At 47.2% G+C, this 14,321-nt stretch carries 12 protein-coding genes, 4 tRNA genes and 1 pseudogene; 12 read left to right on the top strand and 5 right to left on the bottom strand.

Features of this window, described 5'->3' with window-relative positions:
* Positions 1-308: 308 nt before the first annotated feature.
* From ACO6UY_RS00425 to ACO6UY_RS00385, 9 genes are all read left to right on the top strand, one after another.
* The gene (locus ACO6UY_RS00425) at positions 309-1,058 is read left to right on the top strand and encodes an electron transfer flavoprotein subunit beta/FixA family protein (RefSeq protein ID WP_101748524.1); all 750 of its coding nucleotides are present in this window, start codon (positions 309-311) and stop codon (positions 1,056-1,058) included.
* On the top strand, positions 1,058-1,987 hold the full coding sequence (locus ACO6UY_RS00420; RefSeq protein WP_422444930.1) for an electron transfer flavoprotein subunit alpha/FixB family protein: 930 nt from the start codon (positions 1,058-1,060) through the stop codon (positions 1,985-1,987). The genes ACO6UY_RS00425 and ACO6UY_RS00420 overlap by 1 nt, the downstream gene beginning before the upstream one ends.
* A 159-nt stretch (positions 1,988-2,146) precedes the next feature.
* Positions 2,147-2,788 (top strand): UvrY/SirA/GacA family response regulator transcription factor, encoded by a 642-nt coding sequence (uvrY, locus tag ACO6UY_RS00415; RefSeq protein WP_422444928.1) that lies wholly within the window; start codon positions 2,147-2,149, stop codon positions 2,786-2,788.
* Positions 2,789-2,957: 169 nt separating this feature from the next.
* The gene (gene uvrC / locus ACO6UY_RS00410; RefSeq protein WP_422444926.1) at positions 2,958-4,802 is read left to right on the top strand and encodes an excinuclease ABC subunit UvrC; all 1,845 of its coding nucleotides are present in this window, start codon (positions 2,958-2,960) and stop codon (positions 4,800-4,802) included.
* A 155-nt stretch (positions 4,803-4,957) separates the two neighbouring features.
* Positions 4,958-5,521: a CDP-diacylglycerol--glycerol-3-phosphate 3-phosphatidyltransferase gene (pgsA, locus tag ACO6UY_RS00405; protein ID WP_422459173.1), complete on the top strand. Its 564-nt coding sequence runs from the start codon at positions 4,958-4,960 to the stop codon at positions 5,519-5,521.
* Between the two features lie 140 nt (positions 5,522-5,661).
* Positions 5,662-5,737, top strand: a tRNA-Gly gene (locus ACO6UY_RS00400).
* Between the two features lie 107 nt (positions 5,738-5,844).
* Positions 5,845-5,918 (top strand) — tRNA-Cys (locus tag ACO6UY_RS00395).
* A gap of 60 nt (positions 5,919-5,978) precedes the next feature.
* Positions 5,979-6,065, top strand: a tRNA-Leu gene (locus ACO6UY_RS00390).
* A gap of 23 nt (positions 6,066-6,088) precedes the next feature.
* A tRNA-Cys gene (locus ACO6UY_RS00385) sits at positions 6,089-6,162 on the top strand.
* Between the two features lie 17 nt (positions 6,163-6,179).
* Here ACO6UY_RS00385 and ACO6UY_RS00380 read toward each other — a convergent pair.
* The 5 genes and pseudogenes from ACO6UY_RS00380 to ACO6UY_RS00360 all read right to left on the bottom strand — a co-directional run bounded on the left by ACO6UY_RS00380 (position 6,180) and on the right by ACO6UY_RS00360 (position 10,210).
* Positions 6,180-6,794 carry a protein DA1 gene (locus ACO6UY_RS00380; RefSeq protein ID WP_422446125.1) on the bottom strand — a complete coding sequence of 205 codons (615 nt, stop codon included), beginning with the start codon at positions 6,792-6,794 and terminating at the stop codon, positions 6,180-6,182.
* A 213-nt stretch (positions 6,795-7,007) separates the two neighbouring features.
* A pseudogene (locus tag ACO6UY_RS00375) lies at positions 7,008-7,136 on the bottom strand (LIM domain-containing protein); the annotation flags it as partial.
* Between the two features lie 172 nt (positions 7,137-7,308).
* A complete protein-coding gene (locus ACO6UY_RS00370; RefSeq protein WP_422465389.1) occupies positions 7,309-8,421 on the bottom strand; it encodes a tyrosine-type recombinase/integrase in 1,113 nt (370 codons plus the stop codon).
* Complete coding sequence (locus ACO6UY_RS00365; protein ID WP_422444920.1) at positions 8,418-9,497, bottom strand: hypothetical protein; 1,080 nt, start codon at positions 9,495-9,497, stop codon at positions 8,418-8,420. Before ACO6UY_RS00365 ends, ACO6UY_RS00370 begins: the two co-directional genes overlap by 4 nt.
* 383 nt (positions 9,498-9,880) lie before the next feature.
* Complete coding sequence (locus ACO6UY_RS00360; protein ID WP_020583484.1) at positions 9,881-10,210, bottom strand: MarR family winged helix-turn-helix transcriptional regulator; 330 nt, start codon at positions 10,208-10,210, stop codon at positions 9,881-9,883.
* Positions 10,211-10,782: 572 nt separating this feature from the next.
* Here ACO6UY_RS00360 and xthA point away from each other — a divergent pair.
* The 3 genes from xthA to ACO6UY_RS00345 all read left to right on the top strand — a co-directional run bounded on the left by xthA (position 10,783) and on the right by ACO6UY_RS00345 (position 14,321).
* Positions 10,783-11,601: an exodeoxyribonuclease III gene (xthA, locus tag ACO6UY_RS00355; RefSeq protein ID WP_422444918.1), complete on the top strand. Its 819-nt coding sequence runs from the start codon at positions 10,783-10,785 to the stop codon at positions 11,599-11,601.
* Positions 11,602-11,749: 148 nt separating this feature from the next.
* A complete protein-coding gene (locus ACO6UY_RS00350) occupies positions 11,750-12,934 on the top strand; it encodes a hypothetical protein (RefSeq protein WP_422444916.1) in 1,185 nt (394 codons plus the stop codon).
* Between the two features lie 277 nt (positions 12,935-13,211).
* Positions 13,212-14,321: an efflux RND transporter periplasmic adaptor subunit gene (locus tag ACO6UY_RS00345; protein WP_422444914.1), complete on the top strand. Its 1,110-nt coding sequence runs from the start codon at positions 13,212-13,214 to the stop codon at positions 14,319-14,321.

Here is a 14,321-nt window from a genome sequence, read left to right as displayed (position 1 = left end):
ACCTATACACAGCAATGTTCCGGCTGCTGAACAGCTGCTATCTTGTCCTCCACAGCTATTCTACAACCAGCAGGATCAGGTGTATTTCCGGTAATGCATAGTAACAGACACCTGTCTTAAATAAGAATATCTGAGTGAACTGACTGAAACATACGTTTGAACCCTTATTGACGTACTGGTAGACTGCGCTCCAGCAGATGTGTGAACACAGGTTGCTGAATGATAATAAAATTTGTCTGTCCGGTTGTTCGTTATCTGCTCGACAATTCAAGACCTAGCCAATAACGAGAAGGGAAGGCTGCGAACTCATGAAAATATTAGTAGCCGTCAAAAGAGTCATTGACTATAACGTCAAGGTTCGAGTGAAGGCGGATAACACTGACGTCGATCTCACCAACGTCAAAATGGCAATCAACCCTTTCTGTGAAATTGCTGTTGAAGAAGCAGTAAGACTCAAAGAGAAAGGTGTCGCTACAGAAATCGTTGCCGTATCCCTTGGTGCCAAAGAGTGCCAGGAGCAGATACGAACAGCGCTGGCTCTTGGTGCAGACCGAGGCATTCAGGTTCAGACTGATCAGCCCCTGGGTTCCCTGGCAGTTGCCAAACTGCTAAAGGCCATTGTGGATGAAGAAAAGCCTGACCTTGTTCTTCTGGGTAAACAATCCATCGATAGTGACAATGGCCAGACCGGTCAGATGCTTGCGGCACTTGCCGGTATGTCTCAGGCAACCTACGCCTCAGAAGTCAATGTTGACGGTGATAACGTTAATGTTACCCGTGAAGTGGACGGCGGTTTACAGACGTTAAGCCTGAAGCTGCCCGCAGTGATTACCACGGATTTGCGTCTGAATGAGCCGCGTTACGCATCACTGCCCAATATTATGAAAGCCAAGCGTAAGCCTCTGGATGTCAAATCACCAGAAGATCTCGGTGTAGCAGTGTCGTCTACTTTAACGACGATCAAAGTAGAACCACCGGCTGAACGACAGGCGGGTATCAAGGTGGCCAGCGTGGATGAGCTGGTAGAAAAATTAAAAAATGAGGCGAAGGTGATCTAATGGCCATATTAGTCGTTGCTGATCATGATAACAGCACGCTCGGAGCGGGAACGCTGAACACGGTTGCAGCTGCCACCGCAATCGGGGGAGAGATTCACCTGCTGGTTGCAGGGTCCGGGTGTAGCGGAGTTGCAGAGCAGGCCTCTGCTGTAGCGGGTGTATCAAAAGTCTTGCTGGCCGAGAATGCTGCACTGGAAAACCGACTGGCTGAAAATGTCAGCCTGCTGGTTGCTGAACTGGGCAAGGATTACTCTCACGTACTGGCATCCACCTCAACCGATGCCAGAAATATGATGCCACGGGTGGCAGCTTTACTGGATGTTGATCAGATATCTGACATCATCCGTGTGGAAAGCGAAGATACCTTTGCTCGTCCGATCTACGCCGGTAATGCCATTGCCACGGTTCAGTCCAGTGCATCTATCAAGGTTATTACCGTTCGGAACACAGGTTTTGACCCGGTTTCTGCGGAAGGTGGATCTGCCAGTGTAGAAACCGTCGCCAGCAGTCATGATGCGGGAGTGTCGAGCTTTGTCAGCGAAGAGCTGGCTCAGTCTGACCGTCCTGAGCTGGCGGCTGCGGACATCATTGTGTCCGGTGGTCGTGGCATGGGTAATGGAGAGAACTTCGAGTTACTTTACAAAGTAGCGGACAAGCTTGGCGCTGCAGTCGGTGCTTCCCGTGCTGCCGTGGATGCAGGCTATGTACCCAATGACATGCAGGTCGGACAAACCGGTAAGATTGTTGCTCCCAAGCTGTACGTCGCCGTTGGTATCTCCGGAGCCATTCAGCATCTGGCTGGAATGAAGGACAGTAAAGTCATTGTTGCTATCAACAAAGATGAAGAAGCGCCCATATTCCAGGTTGCAGACTATAGTCTGGTAGCAGACCTGTTTGAAGCTATTCCGGAACTTGAAGGCAAGCTCTGATCAATAGGGCAGCTGCCTTTTAAAAAAAATACCACTTTCTTTGAAAGTGGTATTTTTCTACTGGTTTTATGCCTTTTTTTTCTCCCGGGGTTTTAAGCCCCATCAACTCTGTGCATAATCTTTCACAATAAAACGATAAGAAACATACCGGAGTAGATTTTGATACGAGTTCTGGTTGCGGATGATCATGATTTGGTGAGAACTGGAATTTCTCGCATGTTAGCTGATGTTGAGGGTATTGAAATTGTAGCCCAGGCTGTCAGCGGTGAAGATGCTATCAGCCTTTATCGGGAACTCACTCCGGATGTCACGTTAATGGATGTCAGAATGCCCGGCATTGGCGGGCTCGAAGCCACCCGGAAAATCTGCCAGATCAACCCTCATGCAAAAATCATTGCCGTAACCGTCTGTATGGATGACCCATTTCCCACCAGGCTGCTTGAAGCCGGCGCGTCAGGTTACGTCACCAAAAGTTCAAATATTACCGAAATGGTTACAGCCATTCGCACGGTATTTACCGGAAAGAAATACATTTCCCCGGAAATTGCCCAGCAAATGGCTTTGAAAGCTATAGAGCCAGACAGCGCGTCACCCTTCAATCAGCTCTCTCATCGCGAAATGCAAATAGCTCTTATGATTGTTAATTGCGAGAAAGTACAGACCATATCCGATAAGTTATGCCTTAGTCCCAAAACGGTGAATAGCTATCGCTACCGGATGTTTGAAAAGCTGAATATCACCAGTGATGTCGAGCTGACACACCTGGCTATTCGCCATGACCTGGTAGATACCATAGAGTGAACGCTGCCTTACAGGCTCTGATGAACCTCTTGTTGAGTTCCTTTCGCTACTCCCGGTGCTGATGCCCGAAAATCCTGTTACCTGTACTGAAAAATGCAGGCTTATTCGTTTCTACCGCGCTGTGAAGATATAATGAGCAGGTGATTTGATAACCGTTGTCTGGTGGTTCATGACAGGTAGTGAAGAAAGCAAAAAGTTTGATCACAAATCATTTCTGGAAAAGGTGTCGAGCCGTCCGGGGGTCTATGATATGCGTGATCACAGTGGCAAAACACTCTATATCGGTAAAGCGAAAAATCTTAAAAATCGTCTCTCAAGCTACTTCCGGGCAACCGGCCTTACCACCAAAACCATGGCTTTGGTAAGCAAGATTGCTGATATTCAACTGACGATTACCCACACTGAAACTGAGGCGCTGCTGCTTGAGCAAAACCTGATAAAAGACAGAAAGCCACCCTACAACATTTTGCTGAGGGACGATAAGTCATACCCCTATATCTATATTTCCGGAGATGATGATTTCCCCAGGATGGACTCCTGTCGTGGACGTAAACGACAGAAAGGCCAGTATTTTGGGCCTTACCCCAGTAGCGGAGCGGTTCGGGAAAGCCTGCACCTGCTGCAGAAGATTTTTAAGATACGTCAGTGTACTGACATCTATTTCAACAATAGAACCCGGCCCTGCCTGCAATATCAAATCAACCGTTGCAAGGCCCCCTGTGTTGGCCTGGTCTCAAAAGAAGAGTACCAGCAGGATCTTGAGGATACCCGGCAATTCCTGGATGGCAAAAACCAGCAGTTAATTCGTTCGCTGATAAAGCGCATGGAAGATGCTGCGGAATCCCTGGATTTTGAAGAGGCGGCGGCAACCCGGGATAAAATCAACCACCTCCGGGCTGTTCAGGAACAGCAGACGGTGACCAAATCGGCCGGTGATATTGATGTGATCGGGTTTGCCCAAATGGGTGGCAATACCTGTTTTGACGTGCTCTTTGTTCGTTCTGGCAGGTTGCTTGGCCATAAATATTACTTTCCTGATTTTAAGCTGGAAGCTGAACGGTCTGATTACCTGGAAGATTTTATGGCCCAGTTCTATGTCAGGCTGTTTGCCAGTCGTGATTTTCCCGAGGAGATCGTGGTTCCGTTTGAGCTGGCCGGTGCAGATACTATTGAGGACGCGATCCAGGCTGTTTCTGGCAAGAAAATCAAGATCAAGGACAAGGTACGTTCTGAACGGCACGATTGGTTAGGCCTGGCCAATAAAAATGCGCAGCAGAATCTTGAAAGTCACCTGGCGAGCAAGAGCCATTTAAACCAGCGATACGCACAACTTAAGGGTTTACTGGACATTGAGCAACCCATCCTGCGTATGGAGTGTTTCGATATCAGCCATACCATGGGGGAGGCAACTGTTGCATCCTGTGTGGTATTTGGTCCGGAAGGGCCGGTGTTCAGTGAATACCGTCGTTACAATATAACTGGTATAGAGCCCGGGGATGATTATGCCGCCATGGCGATGGCTCTTGATAAGCGTTATCAGAAACTGGCGGAGGCAAATGCAGGGGAGGGGGTCAGGCCGGATCTTATCATTATTGATGGGGGTAAGGGGCAGTTAGGAAAGGCGTCGGAGGTGATGACCAGGCTGCAATTGCCAATTCCCCTGCTTGGGGTTGCCAAGGGAGTAACCCGAAAGCCCGGGCTTGAAACACTGATTTACCAGGATCAGGAGCTCAACCCCGAAGGTGCTGACGCAGCATTGCTGTTGATACAACAGATCCGGGATGAAGCACACCGCTTTGCCATCACCGGGCATCGACAGCGCAGGCAAAAGGCCAGAAACCGTTCCGTGCTGGAAGATATTCCGGGTATTGGCAGCAAAAGGCGATCAGCTCTATTGAAGTTTTTTGGTGGTCGTGAAGGCGTGAGTGGTGCAACCATCGAAGAATTGAAGAAAGTTGAGGGTATCAGTCTGAAGCTGGCGCAGCAGATACATGAATATTTTCATAATGACTAGCACCGAAGAGCAGGACTGTGTACCGTACGCCCTGCTTTGATTTCTGGGATCATCCCGAAAGAGTAAGGCGATATGTCAAACCGTCCCAATAACGTCCCAAGGCTGCCAGCTGAATGCTTTATGGCCTTACAGCACAAGGGCTTAATTAAGTAGTTATGAACGTCCCGAATTTTCTAACACTAACACGAATTGTTCTGGTCCCATTTCTCGTCGTTATTTTTTATCTCCCATTTGAGTGGAGTTACCTTGCCTGTGCTGGAATATTTGCTTTCGCTGCCGCAACGGACTGGTTTGATGGGTATCTTGCCCGTCGGCTCAATCAGACAACCCCTTTCGGGGCATTCTTTGATCCGGTTGCTGATAAAATAATGGTTGCCACGGCGCTGTGCCTGCTGATTGATGAGTTTCGTGCCTTCTGGATGACGGTGCCGGCTCTGATCATTATTGGTCGGGAGATCGTCATCTCGGCCCTGAGAGAGTGGATGGCTGAACTGGGTAAGCGGACCAGTGTTGCCGTGAGCATGATCGGTAAGGCGAAAACCATGGCTCAAATGGCAGCCATTACCTTACTGCTATTATCACCAGTGCCTGTTGATTCCTGGATTGGTTTAATTGGTATTGTTCTGCTGTACCTTTCAGCAATTCTGACACTATGGTCCATGTATATTTATCTGAAGGCTGCCTGGCCAGATCTTTCTCCGTTCAATAAGCCTGACTGATGTGACGGAAAGCGGTTGACATCAAAGCAAAAAAACCTAAAATACGCTTCGTGTTCGGGCGCTGGCAGACAGTTAGCCAAAGTCGTTTAGCACTGGTTCTTGATTATCGATTGCCGATTGTTGATTATCAAAAAAAGTGTGCGGGAATAGCTCAGTTGGTAGAGCGCAACCTTGCCAAGGTTGAGGTCGCGAGTTCGAACCTCGTTTCCCGCTCCAATTATTCCGTTTATGTGATTCAATTGCATAAATACGAGCACGATACATTGATGCTTTCAATGTTCAGGTTTGTTCTTGCAGCAAGAACAAACCAGGCTCAAGGTTCTGGCGAGTTAGCAAAGCGGTTATGCAGTGGACTGCAACTCCATTTAGACCGGTTCGACTCCGGTACTCGCCTCCAGAATAAAATTGCAGGCAGAGCCTGTTTTTTTATGCTTTTACTCTGTACTATTCAAGTACTGCCCGAGTGGTGAAATTGGTAGACACAAGGGACTTAAAATCCCTCGATCGCAAGATCGTGCCGGTTCGAGTCCGGCCTCGGGCACCACCCATATTTCTTCTTTTGAGAAGGGCGAGTTAGCAAAGCGGTTATGCAGTGGACTGCAACTCCATTTAGACCGGTTCGACTCCGGTACTCGCCTCCATTTCTTTTTCCCTTCTGTTAAAAAAAGAAAGAGCTCCAGCGACCGGGGAATTTCTTTTTATCCCTGATAAATTCCAGAAGTGTGGTCAGTGGCATGTGCTTCAATGACTCTCTGGCCTCCCGAAACCCATCGCCATAAATTGGGTCAGCACTTTGCTCTAGCTGCTTTTTTCTGAATTCAGCATCTTTGGTATTAAGGTTTTTTAACCAGATATACTCCATTAATACGCACATTCCTTCCTCTACCTTCAGTGGCAGATTTTCATAATAATTGTAAAAAAACCAGGCATGGGTGAGTTCATGAATCATGACGGTTCGGAAATGTTCTTCCGGCAGATTGATCTGGATTAAAATGCAGTCAAAATTTCTGGCTAATATCTGTCCTTTCCGGTGGGTTGTTGTGGTTCGGGTAACTCCCAGAATGGGGTGATTATCATGAAAGTCGTGATGACTGGCGTCATTTAGCTCATCGCGGCCGCAGAGTTTTACAGGCGTCTGTGTCGAGTTCAGGCTAAGTCCAACCGATGCCAGGGCTGAGCGCATTTCAATAGCAATGCGGTCGGCGCGCTCCTGGGTGGAAACGCCATTGAGGCTGCATTTGTTGCAGATAACAACCCCGTCGGGATACTGCATACCGCCATTGGTGAGATTGTCACAAACAAGCCGGCTGCAGCTGGAACACTCCGGATGCCCATCATGGTTATTGCAAAAAGCATTGCCCCAGAAATCCACAAAGTAGTTTCTGGTGAGAGGGTTCCGACAGACAGAGCAGAGTGGGGCGGTCTGCTTTTGGGCACAAACCGGGTGCCAGGCCATTTTATCAAGTTCTACATAGTTTCCCTTGACGGGCTTTCTGCAACTCGGACACCTCAGGCAGTCAGGATGAAAGGCCTGGTTCCGGAATACGACAAAAGCCTTTCCTGCAAATGGCTTCCTGCAGCCACTGCACCTGAAACACCCCGGGTGCCAGCGCATGCCCATTGCCTTAACGCATTGGCCCTTGAGTGGTTTTTTACAGCCCTGGCAATAGTTCATGACCTTCCCTGATGTATGAGTAATCAGTCCCCAGACCATTTACGGAAGAATTCCTCCTTTATTACTGGTAAAAACAATTCTTCATGGTGATATGGTCTTCTTTTCAGCGTAATCAGATATGATGATCGGCAGCCATCTTTTTCAGTCTACTTGCTTCTGCATGGTAGTACTGGCTTGTGGTATTGATTGAATCATGACCTGCAAATATAGCAAGGTCTTCGATATCCATTGTTCGAGCCAGGTGCGTCAGTGCTGTGTGGCGCAGCGTGTGAAATGGCAGCCCCTGTAATCTGTGCCTGATATCCGGTGAGGCCTTGCTCTGGCAATTTTCCATAAAGGATCGCCACCAGAATCGAAGCCCCCGGGCTGAAAGCGGGGTGATCAGCCCCCCGGTTTTGCGTGTTTTTGGTGCCAGGGGAAAAGGGTCTCCGTACAGGCCTGAGAATCCATTCATGCGCCTGTATTCAATGATTTGCTGTTGAAGCACTCTATTCAGGGGGACCTGCCTTCTTTTTCTGCCCTTACCCAAAACACTGAGATAAAAACCGTTGTCATTATCGGGGTGTATATCTGAACAGGTATGCCCGGTCAGCTCAGATTCCCGTAAAGCCAGCCCATAACTTAAAGAGAGGATAAGGCGGGTTCGGGCTGATTCCATTCGTTCTCTTTCGGTGCCCATTGGCAGGCTTGCCAGACACTCTTTAATAAATTGCCACTCATTATCATAAAAATATCGGATGATGGTGTTGCCCCGGGCTACCTTTTCACCCGAACGAATAAGTGATGCGGCTGGATTGCCAGCGGTATAGCGATTTTTCTCCAGAAAAGAGAAAAAAGAGGACAGTACATCAATAACTTGATCGGTGCTTTTTCCTGGCTTGATGGGGGATCTGAACATAATTCTCTCCGGCTGACCGGGAAGAATGCCAGGCATCAGCCAGCGCGGAGGTAAGTTCTGGATAAAGCCGACATAGGCTTGCAGGTGCTTAAGGCGCACATATTTATACCCAATTCCTAATTCAAAGTACAAAAACGCTGTCAGCCTGGTTATTTCTCGCTCATAACGGCGCAGGGTCTCTTCTGAGCGGGCTCCGGACTTGTTCAGAAAAAGCACCATTGCTTCACCATCATTGCCCGCTCCCATCATATTGTCATTTGTACCATGATGAGCGGGCAGGGCGGGGAGGGCATTCAGGAAAACAGAAGGGTGAATCGGCTGGCTCACTGCGTTACCTCAGGAGTATCGGTTTTTTTAGACAACGCTTTTTCAAAGGCCTCGGCAATACCGCGGGCTCTTTCAAGTTCAAGTCGAAGAGTGCTGATTTCATCAAGTCGCTCTTCTGTTTCCAGCAGCCGACTCTCCAGCTTTTCTTTATCTGATATTGCGGTCCTGTATTGCTCTTGCATCATATTGGATTCCCTGGCTCCCGCCAGAAGGTTGCGCACTGCACCTAATAAATTGCCCTGATCGCTGTCCAGCAGCACCATAAGCTGATTGGCAAGCTGAACCGTGGCTTCTGTCTTGCCTTTCTCTGAAGACAGATTATTTCTTTCTTCGCAAACCTGAATATATGCCTTCGATTTGCTGTCCAATCGGCTTTGCAGCTCCAGATTGTGTTTTTTTAATTCCTGCTGTTCCTGGAGTTGGTTGCTTATCTTCTTTTCCAATCCCTGCTTTAACCTTCGCTCATCATCGACCACGCCAATCCAGTGATTCAGTTGCTCCTGGCTCCGTTGGTCCATCTGTTTTTCCAGGTTGCTGATGGCTTGAAGATGAAGGGCTTTTTGCTCAGCAGCCGCAGATTGCAGTTGTTCAGTTTGTCTCTGTTCTGATTTCAGCAGTGATTCCAGTTCTTTCAGGTCCTGGTTTCTCTGCTGCAAACTGAGCCTCGTTGTCTCCAGCTCTGTACTGATATGCTGAACCTGATCCTGGAGTTCAGAGTTGCTGCGGGACAGTTGACTATTCTTTTCCAGCAGTTGATTCAGGCTTTCCTTTAGCTCATCGATCTCCTGGTTAGCGGCCTCTGCAAAATCCCGCTGCTCTTCGGATAACTGGTGCTTCCATTGGGCAATTCCTCTTTTCAGGCCTCTGACCAGATCCTCCGGCAATTCAAGCGCTTCGGCTTCGCCCAGAGCGCCTAAATATCGCCATTCATTGTAATAAGGCAGCACGGTCTGCTTCCCCATTTTTCCGATGCGGGCGACTTTGTCGGCGTTAATTCTCTCACCTTTCTCTTTCAAGTCATCAAGGATGCTGAAAATGTGCTGCCTTCTGACTTTGTCCTGCTCTGAGTTCTTCATATTCGCTGTAGTATCCCAAAATATAGAACCAATAATACCGGTATTGTAATACCAGTATTATCAGTCTCACAATATAAAACTTTACTGCCGGTAACTGAACTTACCGGCAGTAACTTGTATTTGATAGCGGATATGGGTAGCAATAGGCAGAGGGCAGAGCCTGTTGGTGATTTATTGGGTAATTCGACGTGTCGGTGCGTCCCTAAGACGAAACCGGTTTACTTTAGGAAATAAGAGAGGAAGGTCCGGGTTCAGCCCCAAAATGCCGAAGAAAAATGAGAAGTGGATATAGTGAGGATAAGAATAGAGGAGGGTTAGGGCCCTAAAGAGTAACTTCTACAATACTCCCACAACCGTGTAGAGCCCTGGTGATACTGGCTTGTTCATTTCAGATATCGAGCTTTCTGCTTGATTTTTTCCACCAGTTTTTTGCCTTTGGCCGTCAGGGTCAGCTTGAAATAGCGACCATCATCTTCGTGCTGGACCTTTTTGATCAGACCGAGGCCAGGCCTGTCGTGCCGTCCTTCACCCAGACGTTTCACGCTGACCGCGATATCACTTGGGGTACCACAGGTGAGCTTTTCAGCATTGACAAGATCTGTAATGGTTTCCCCGGGGTTTTCTGCAACCACGAGGAGAATTTGCCATTGGATAACCGTCAGTGGTTGTTCCTGCATCAACTGGGTTAATTTGATAAGACCTTTTAAAGTCATTGGCAGTTACCTTTCTCTAGTTAGTTATGAGGTTTGTTGTGGACTAGTAGCGTCGTTTACTTTCCATGCTATTAGGCTTAAGCCTAGTCTGTACAACTGTTACGGCGACTGCTATACCAGAGTAAATGTTAGACAGTTTTCTACTGTTATAGCAAGTTTCCGTTCACAGTCGTTAAACATTTCGGCAATGAGTAACAAAACTGTTACGTTAGGAAACAAACGCTCAGAGGGCGATCCTTTCAGTCATGGAGCATCCGGATCGTCATTCAGCCCGCCAATTATTACGACTGAAGGCGGATAGAGCTCAATGACGTCTAATGAGCAGTGTCTCCTTAATATTGGTAAAGTGTTAGACAACGATTTTTGGAAAAAATTCTCTAAAAAAATACATTACGCATATTTTGTCGTGAATAAAGCCCATGACAGGTGTTTTTTTTCTGAGAGACAGTGTTTATATCGATGATATTAATGTTCGCATAATATATATTATGTTAAATTAGTGATATTGGTTACATCCTCTCGATGGCAACACCCAGACAACCCTGAACCTGCCCTAAGGTGATGATAAAACGATGAAAATAGTCAGTTTTAATGTAAATGGTGTGAGGGCGCGCTTGCATCAACTCTCCCGGGTAATTGATGACCATAGTCCTGATCTGATAGGCCTTCAGGAGATTAAAGTATCTGATCAAGACTTCCCGGTGAAAGCCATTGAGGATCTGGGCTACAGCGTCTTGTATCATGGCCAGAAAACCCATTACGGCGTTGCATTACTCAGTAAGACGCCTGCAGTGAGTGTTCAAAAAGGATTCCCTACGGACCTGCCTGACGCCCAGCGTCGCGTTATCATTGGCGACTATGAGTTGAACGGGCAAATGTTGAGAGTCATTAATGGCTATTTCCCTCAGGGAGAAAATCGCAGCCACGAGACCAAATTTGCCGATAAAACCAGGTTTTACAATGATCTGCAGACTTATCTGCAAAACTCCTGTTCCCCCTCCTCCAATATTCTCGTGATTGGTGACTTTAATATCTCTCATACAGACCTGGACATTGGCATTGGTCCCACTAATGCCAGACGATGGCTAAGAACCGGCAAATGCAGCTTTTTGCCAGAAGAACGGGAATGGTTTGACCGACTGCTTGGCTGGGGGCTAACTGATTGTTTCAGGAAGCTATATCCTGATGAAGACAATCTCTTCAGCTGGTTTGATTACCGTAGCCGTGGGTTTGAGAGTGAGCCAAAGCGTGGCTTGAGAATAGATTCTATTCTTGCAACCAACTCTTTAATGCAGATATGCCAATCCATTTTTATGGATTATAAAATCAGAGCCATGGAAAAGCCCTCTGATCATGCCCCCGTCATCGCTGAATTTTCTGAGTTAATATAAATTCTTTTTTATAAGATATTGATAATCTTTACTCTATTTATCATGTGATAATCATTCGTATTTGCATCTTTGCAAAGCCTGACTATTCTAACTCCATTCAATAACAAATGATTGGGATATAAATATGACCGCTTTGCAAAAAAGCAGAATGCTTTTTATCATTCTCTTTGCTTCTCTTCCCGGGTATTGTCTGGCAGGACTGGATGACGGTGTAAAAAAGCATGAAATATCATTAAATTATCTGGGTAAGGGAACATTTAAAGGTCATATTTGTGTGCAATGCTCTGACCAAAATAATGCTTGTGAGTCTGTCCTGGAATTTGAACAGGATGGTGATTTTCCATACCTGCCCTCTTTAGCAGAAATGAAGTTTCAGGGGCACTTTCAAAGAGATCTAAATGACTTATCAGAGCTTGGTTCAATCACCGTACAAAAAGACAGCAGGGAAACCAAAATTCCGTTAGGTATTGATTATGATGAACTGTCGCTTGGTGATAAAGACAATCCGACCACCAGGGCTGTGATTGCGCATCTACACCCGTCCTTATTCCATCATGCCAAAAAAGAATTAGACAACATTACCGAGGCTGCGGACTACCTGACGGGTACAACCAGGAACTCTCAAACCCTGCACTTATTTAAGCCGGAACCACACAACCTTTCATTCAAAGATTCAGAGAACCTTGCAAGCGCTGTCCATGACGATTTTATGGTGCTGGATATTGGTGAAAGTTACTCGATGGTCCTTATATTCAACCAGGAAAACATTCCGGAATTTATCTACGTACTTGATCGCTGGAAACTGTACAGAGATCCAATATTCAAAACCATCATCGGCTATGGTGATCTGGTTGGCCTGGTGTTGCACGGCATGGACTTTATCAAATACAGCGGCTCATTGCTGGGCATAACAAGCCATGGTCATCATCATTCACACTTTGCCTTTTTGAAAAATCTTGCCGGTTCTGTTGGTATTGGGCCGACGGCGTATCATACCTTGACCAGTCTGATAAGTTCCGGTTTCCATATTGCCGAGATAATTGACCATAGCCATGGTGTCAGTGAGTTTATCAGTGGTGGTCAGAAGCACTACCATGATCACCATCATGGTGCATGGGAAAACCTCTTTGGTCACATGCATTTAGCGCATACAGTTGTGGAAATGATTGCCGAGCCTTCTCTTGCCCATGGGCTTCAAACGGTTTTAACCTTTGCCAGCTTTGGCTATCACCATGTGCCACATCATTATTATGAACACCCAATGTCGGATGTTCTTCGTCCGGTAATATATTCCCGGGGTCAATCTACTCCTGATGCTAAAACCGTGAACTAACGCATTCCATTTACTCAGAACTCTGATCACTTCAGAAATGGTGGTCAGATTCTCCCTTTTCCTTTCATCACCTGGTTGAACTATAAGAAACTGGTCGTATTTCCTATGGGATATTGCGAGAACTCCGGATCTTATGGATACTAATACGCGTCCGGCGTTGTACTTTTTATAAATGATTCTTATCTAATGCTTCGGTAACTCGCCGGATAGACGATGAAATACGTCAGGGCAATGACTGCCAGCTCAGAATAAAAATATGATACTGGGGTAAACAAGAGTGCAAAAGTTAGTCAATGTGAACGGCTCATGGTTAGCCGCCAGTGTTATAGCGGTTGGCATTGGTATCTACCTGCTGACTGCGGATGTCGTTAATATTAACGACGCTGAAAAAGTCAGCCCGCCTTCCAGGGATAGTCAGGAAAATACGGTTATTCCCGTTGTCCAGGCCTCTCACTTTGAGCAATCACCGGTCAATCGCACACTGACACTTTATGGCACCACGGAAACTGACCGGACCGTCACAGTCAGTGCTGAACTGGCAGCCCGGGTTATTAATATCAGTGCTGAACGTGGTCAGCTGATGGCATCGGGCGACGAAATTATCCGGCTACGTGAAGGCAGTCTGAAGGCTCAACTGAAGTCTGCTGAAGCTCGTGTCAGACAAGCTGAGCAGGATTACCAGTCAGCCCTTATGCTGCAAAAGAAAAAACACATTGCTGATAATCAGATTACTCAGCTAGAGGCTTCCCTGGCTGAGGCGCTGTCGCAAAAAGAGCAGCTCCAGACGCACTGGGACAATACCCTGATTAAGGCCCCTGTTTCCGGCATTCTTAACAAGCGCTATGTGGAAATTGGTGACTTTATTGATAAAGGAAAACCGGTGGCTGAAATTCTCGACCTTGACCCACTGGTGGTCCATGTCGATGTTCCCCAGAATCACATTAATTATTTTACCTCCGGCCAGAAAGCGGTTGTCCGGTTTCTCGACGGAGCAACCAGCGAAGCCACTATTCGCTTTATTGATCGACAGGCTGATCCATCAACCCGGACATTTTCTGTTGAGCTAACCATCCCGAACCCTGATATGAAAGTTCCCGCAGGCCTCAGCGTTGAAGCCGACCTGTTGATGGAAGCAGTTATGGCACTGGAAATAAGTCCTGCATGGCTTGCGTTGAGTGAAGAAGGCGAACCGGGGATTAAATGGGTGACAACGGGCAATCGGGTCGAGTTCACCCCCGTCGATGTCGTCAAGTCGGAAAGTGACCGCCTCTGGGTGACAGGCATTCCCGAACAGGCCAGGGTCATTACCCGTGGTCAGGGCTTTGTTCGGTCCGGTGATCAGGTTGATGTCATCAACCCTGATGTTTCTCTGGTTGCCGGGGAGTAA

It is taken from the genome of Endozoicomonas sp. ALE010 (assembly GCF_049310165.1).
Lineage (GTDB): Bacteria > Pseudomonadota > Gammaproteobacteria > Pseudomonadales > Endozoicomonadaceae > Endozoicomonas.
Note: the sequence above shows the minus strand (reverse complement) of the source record. Positions and strands in the feature narration are given on the sequence as shown.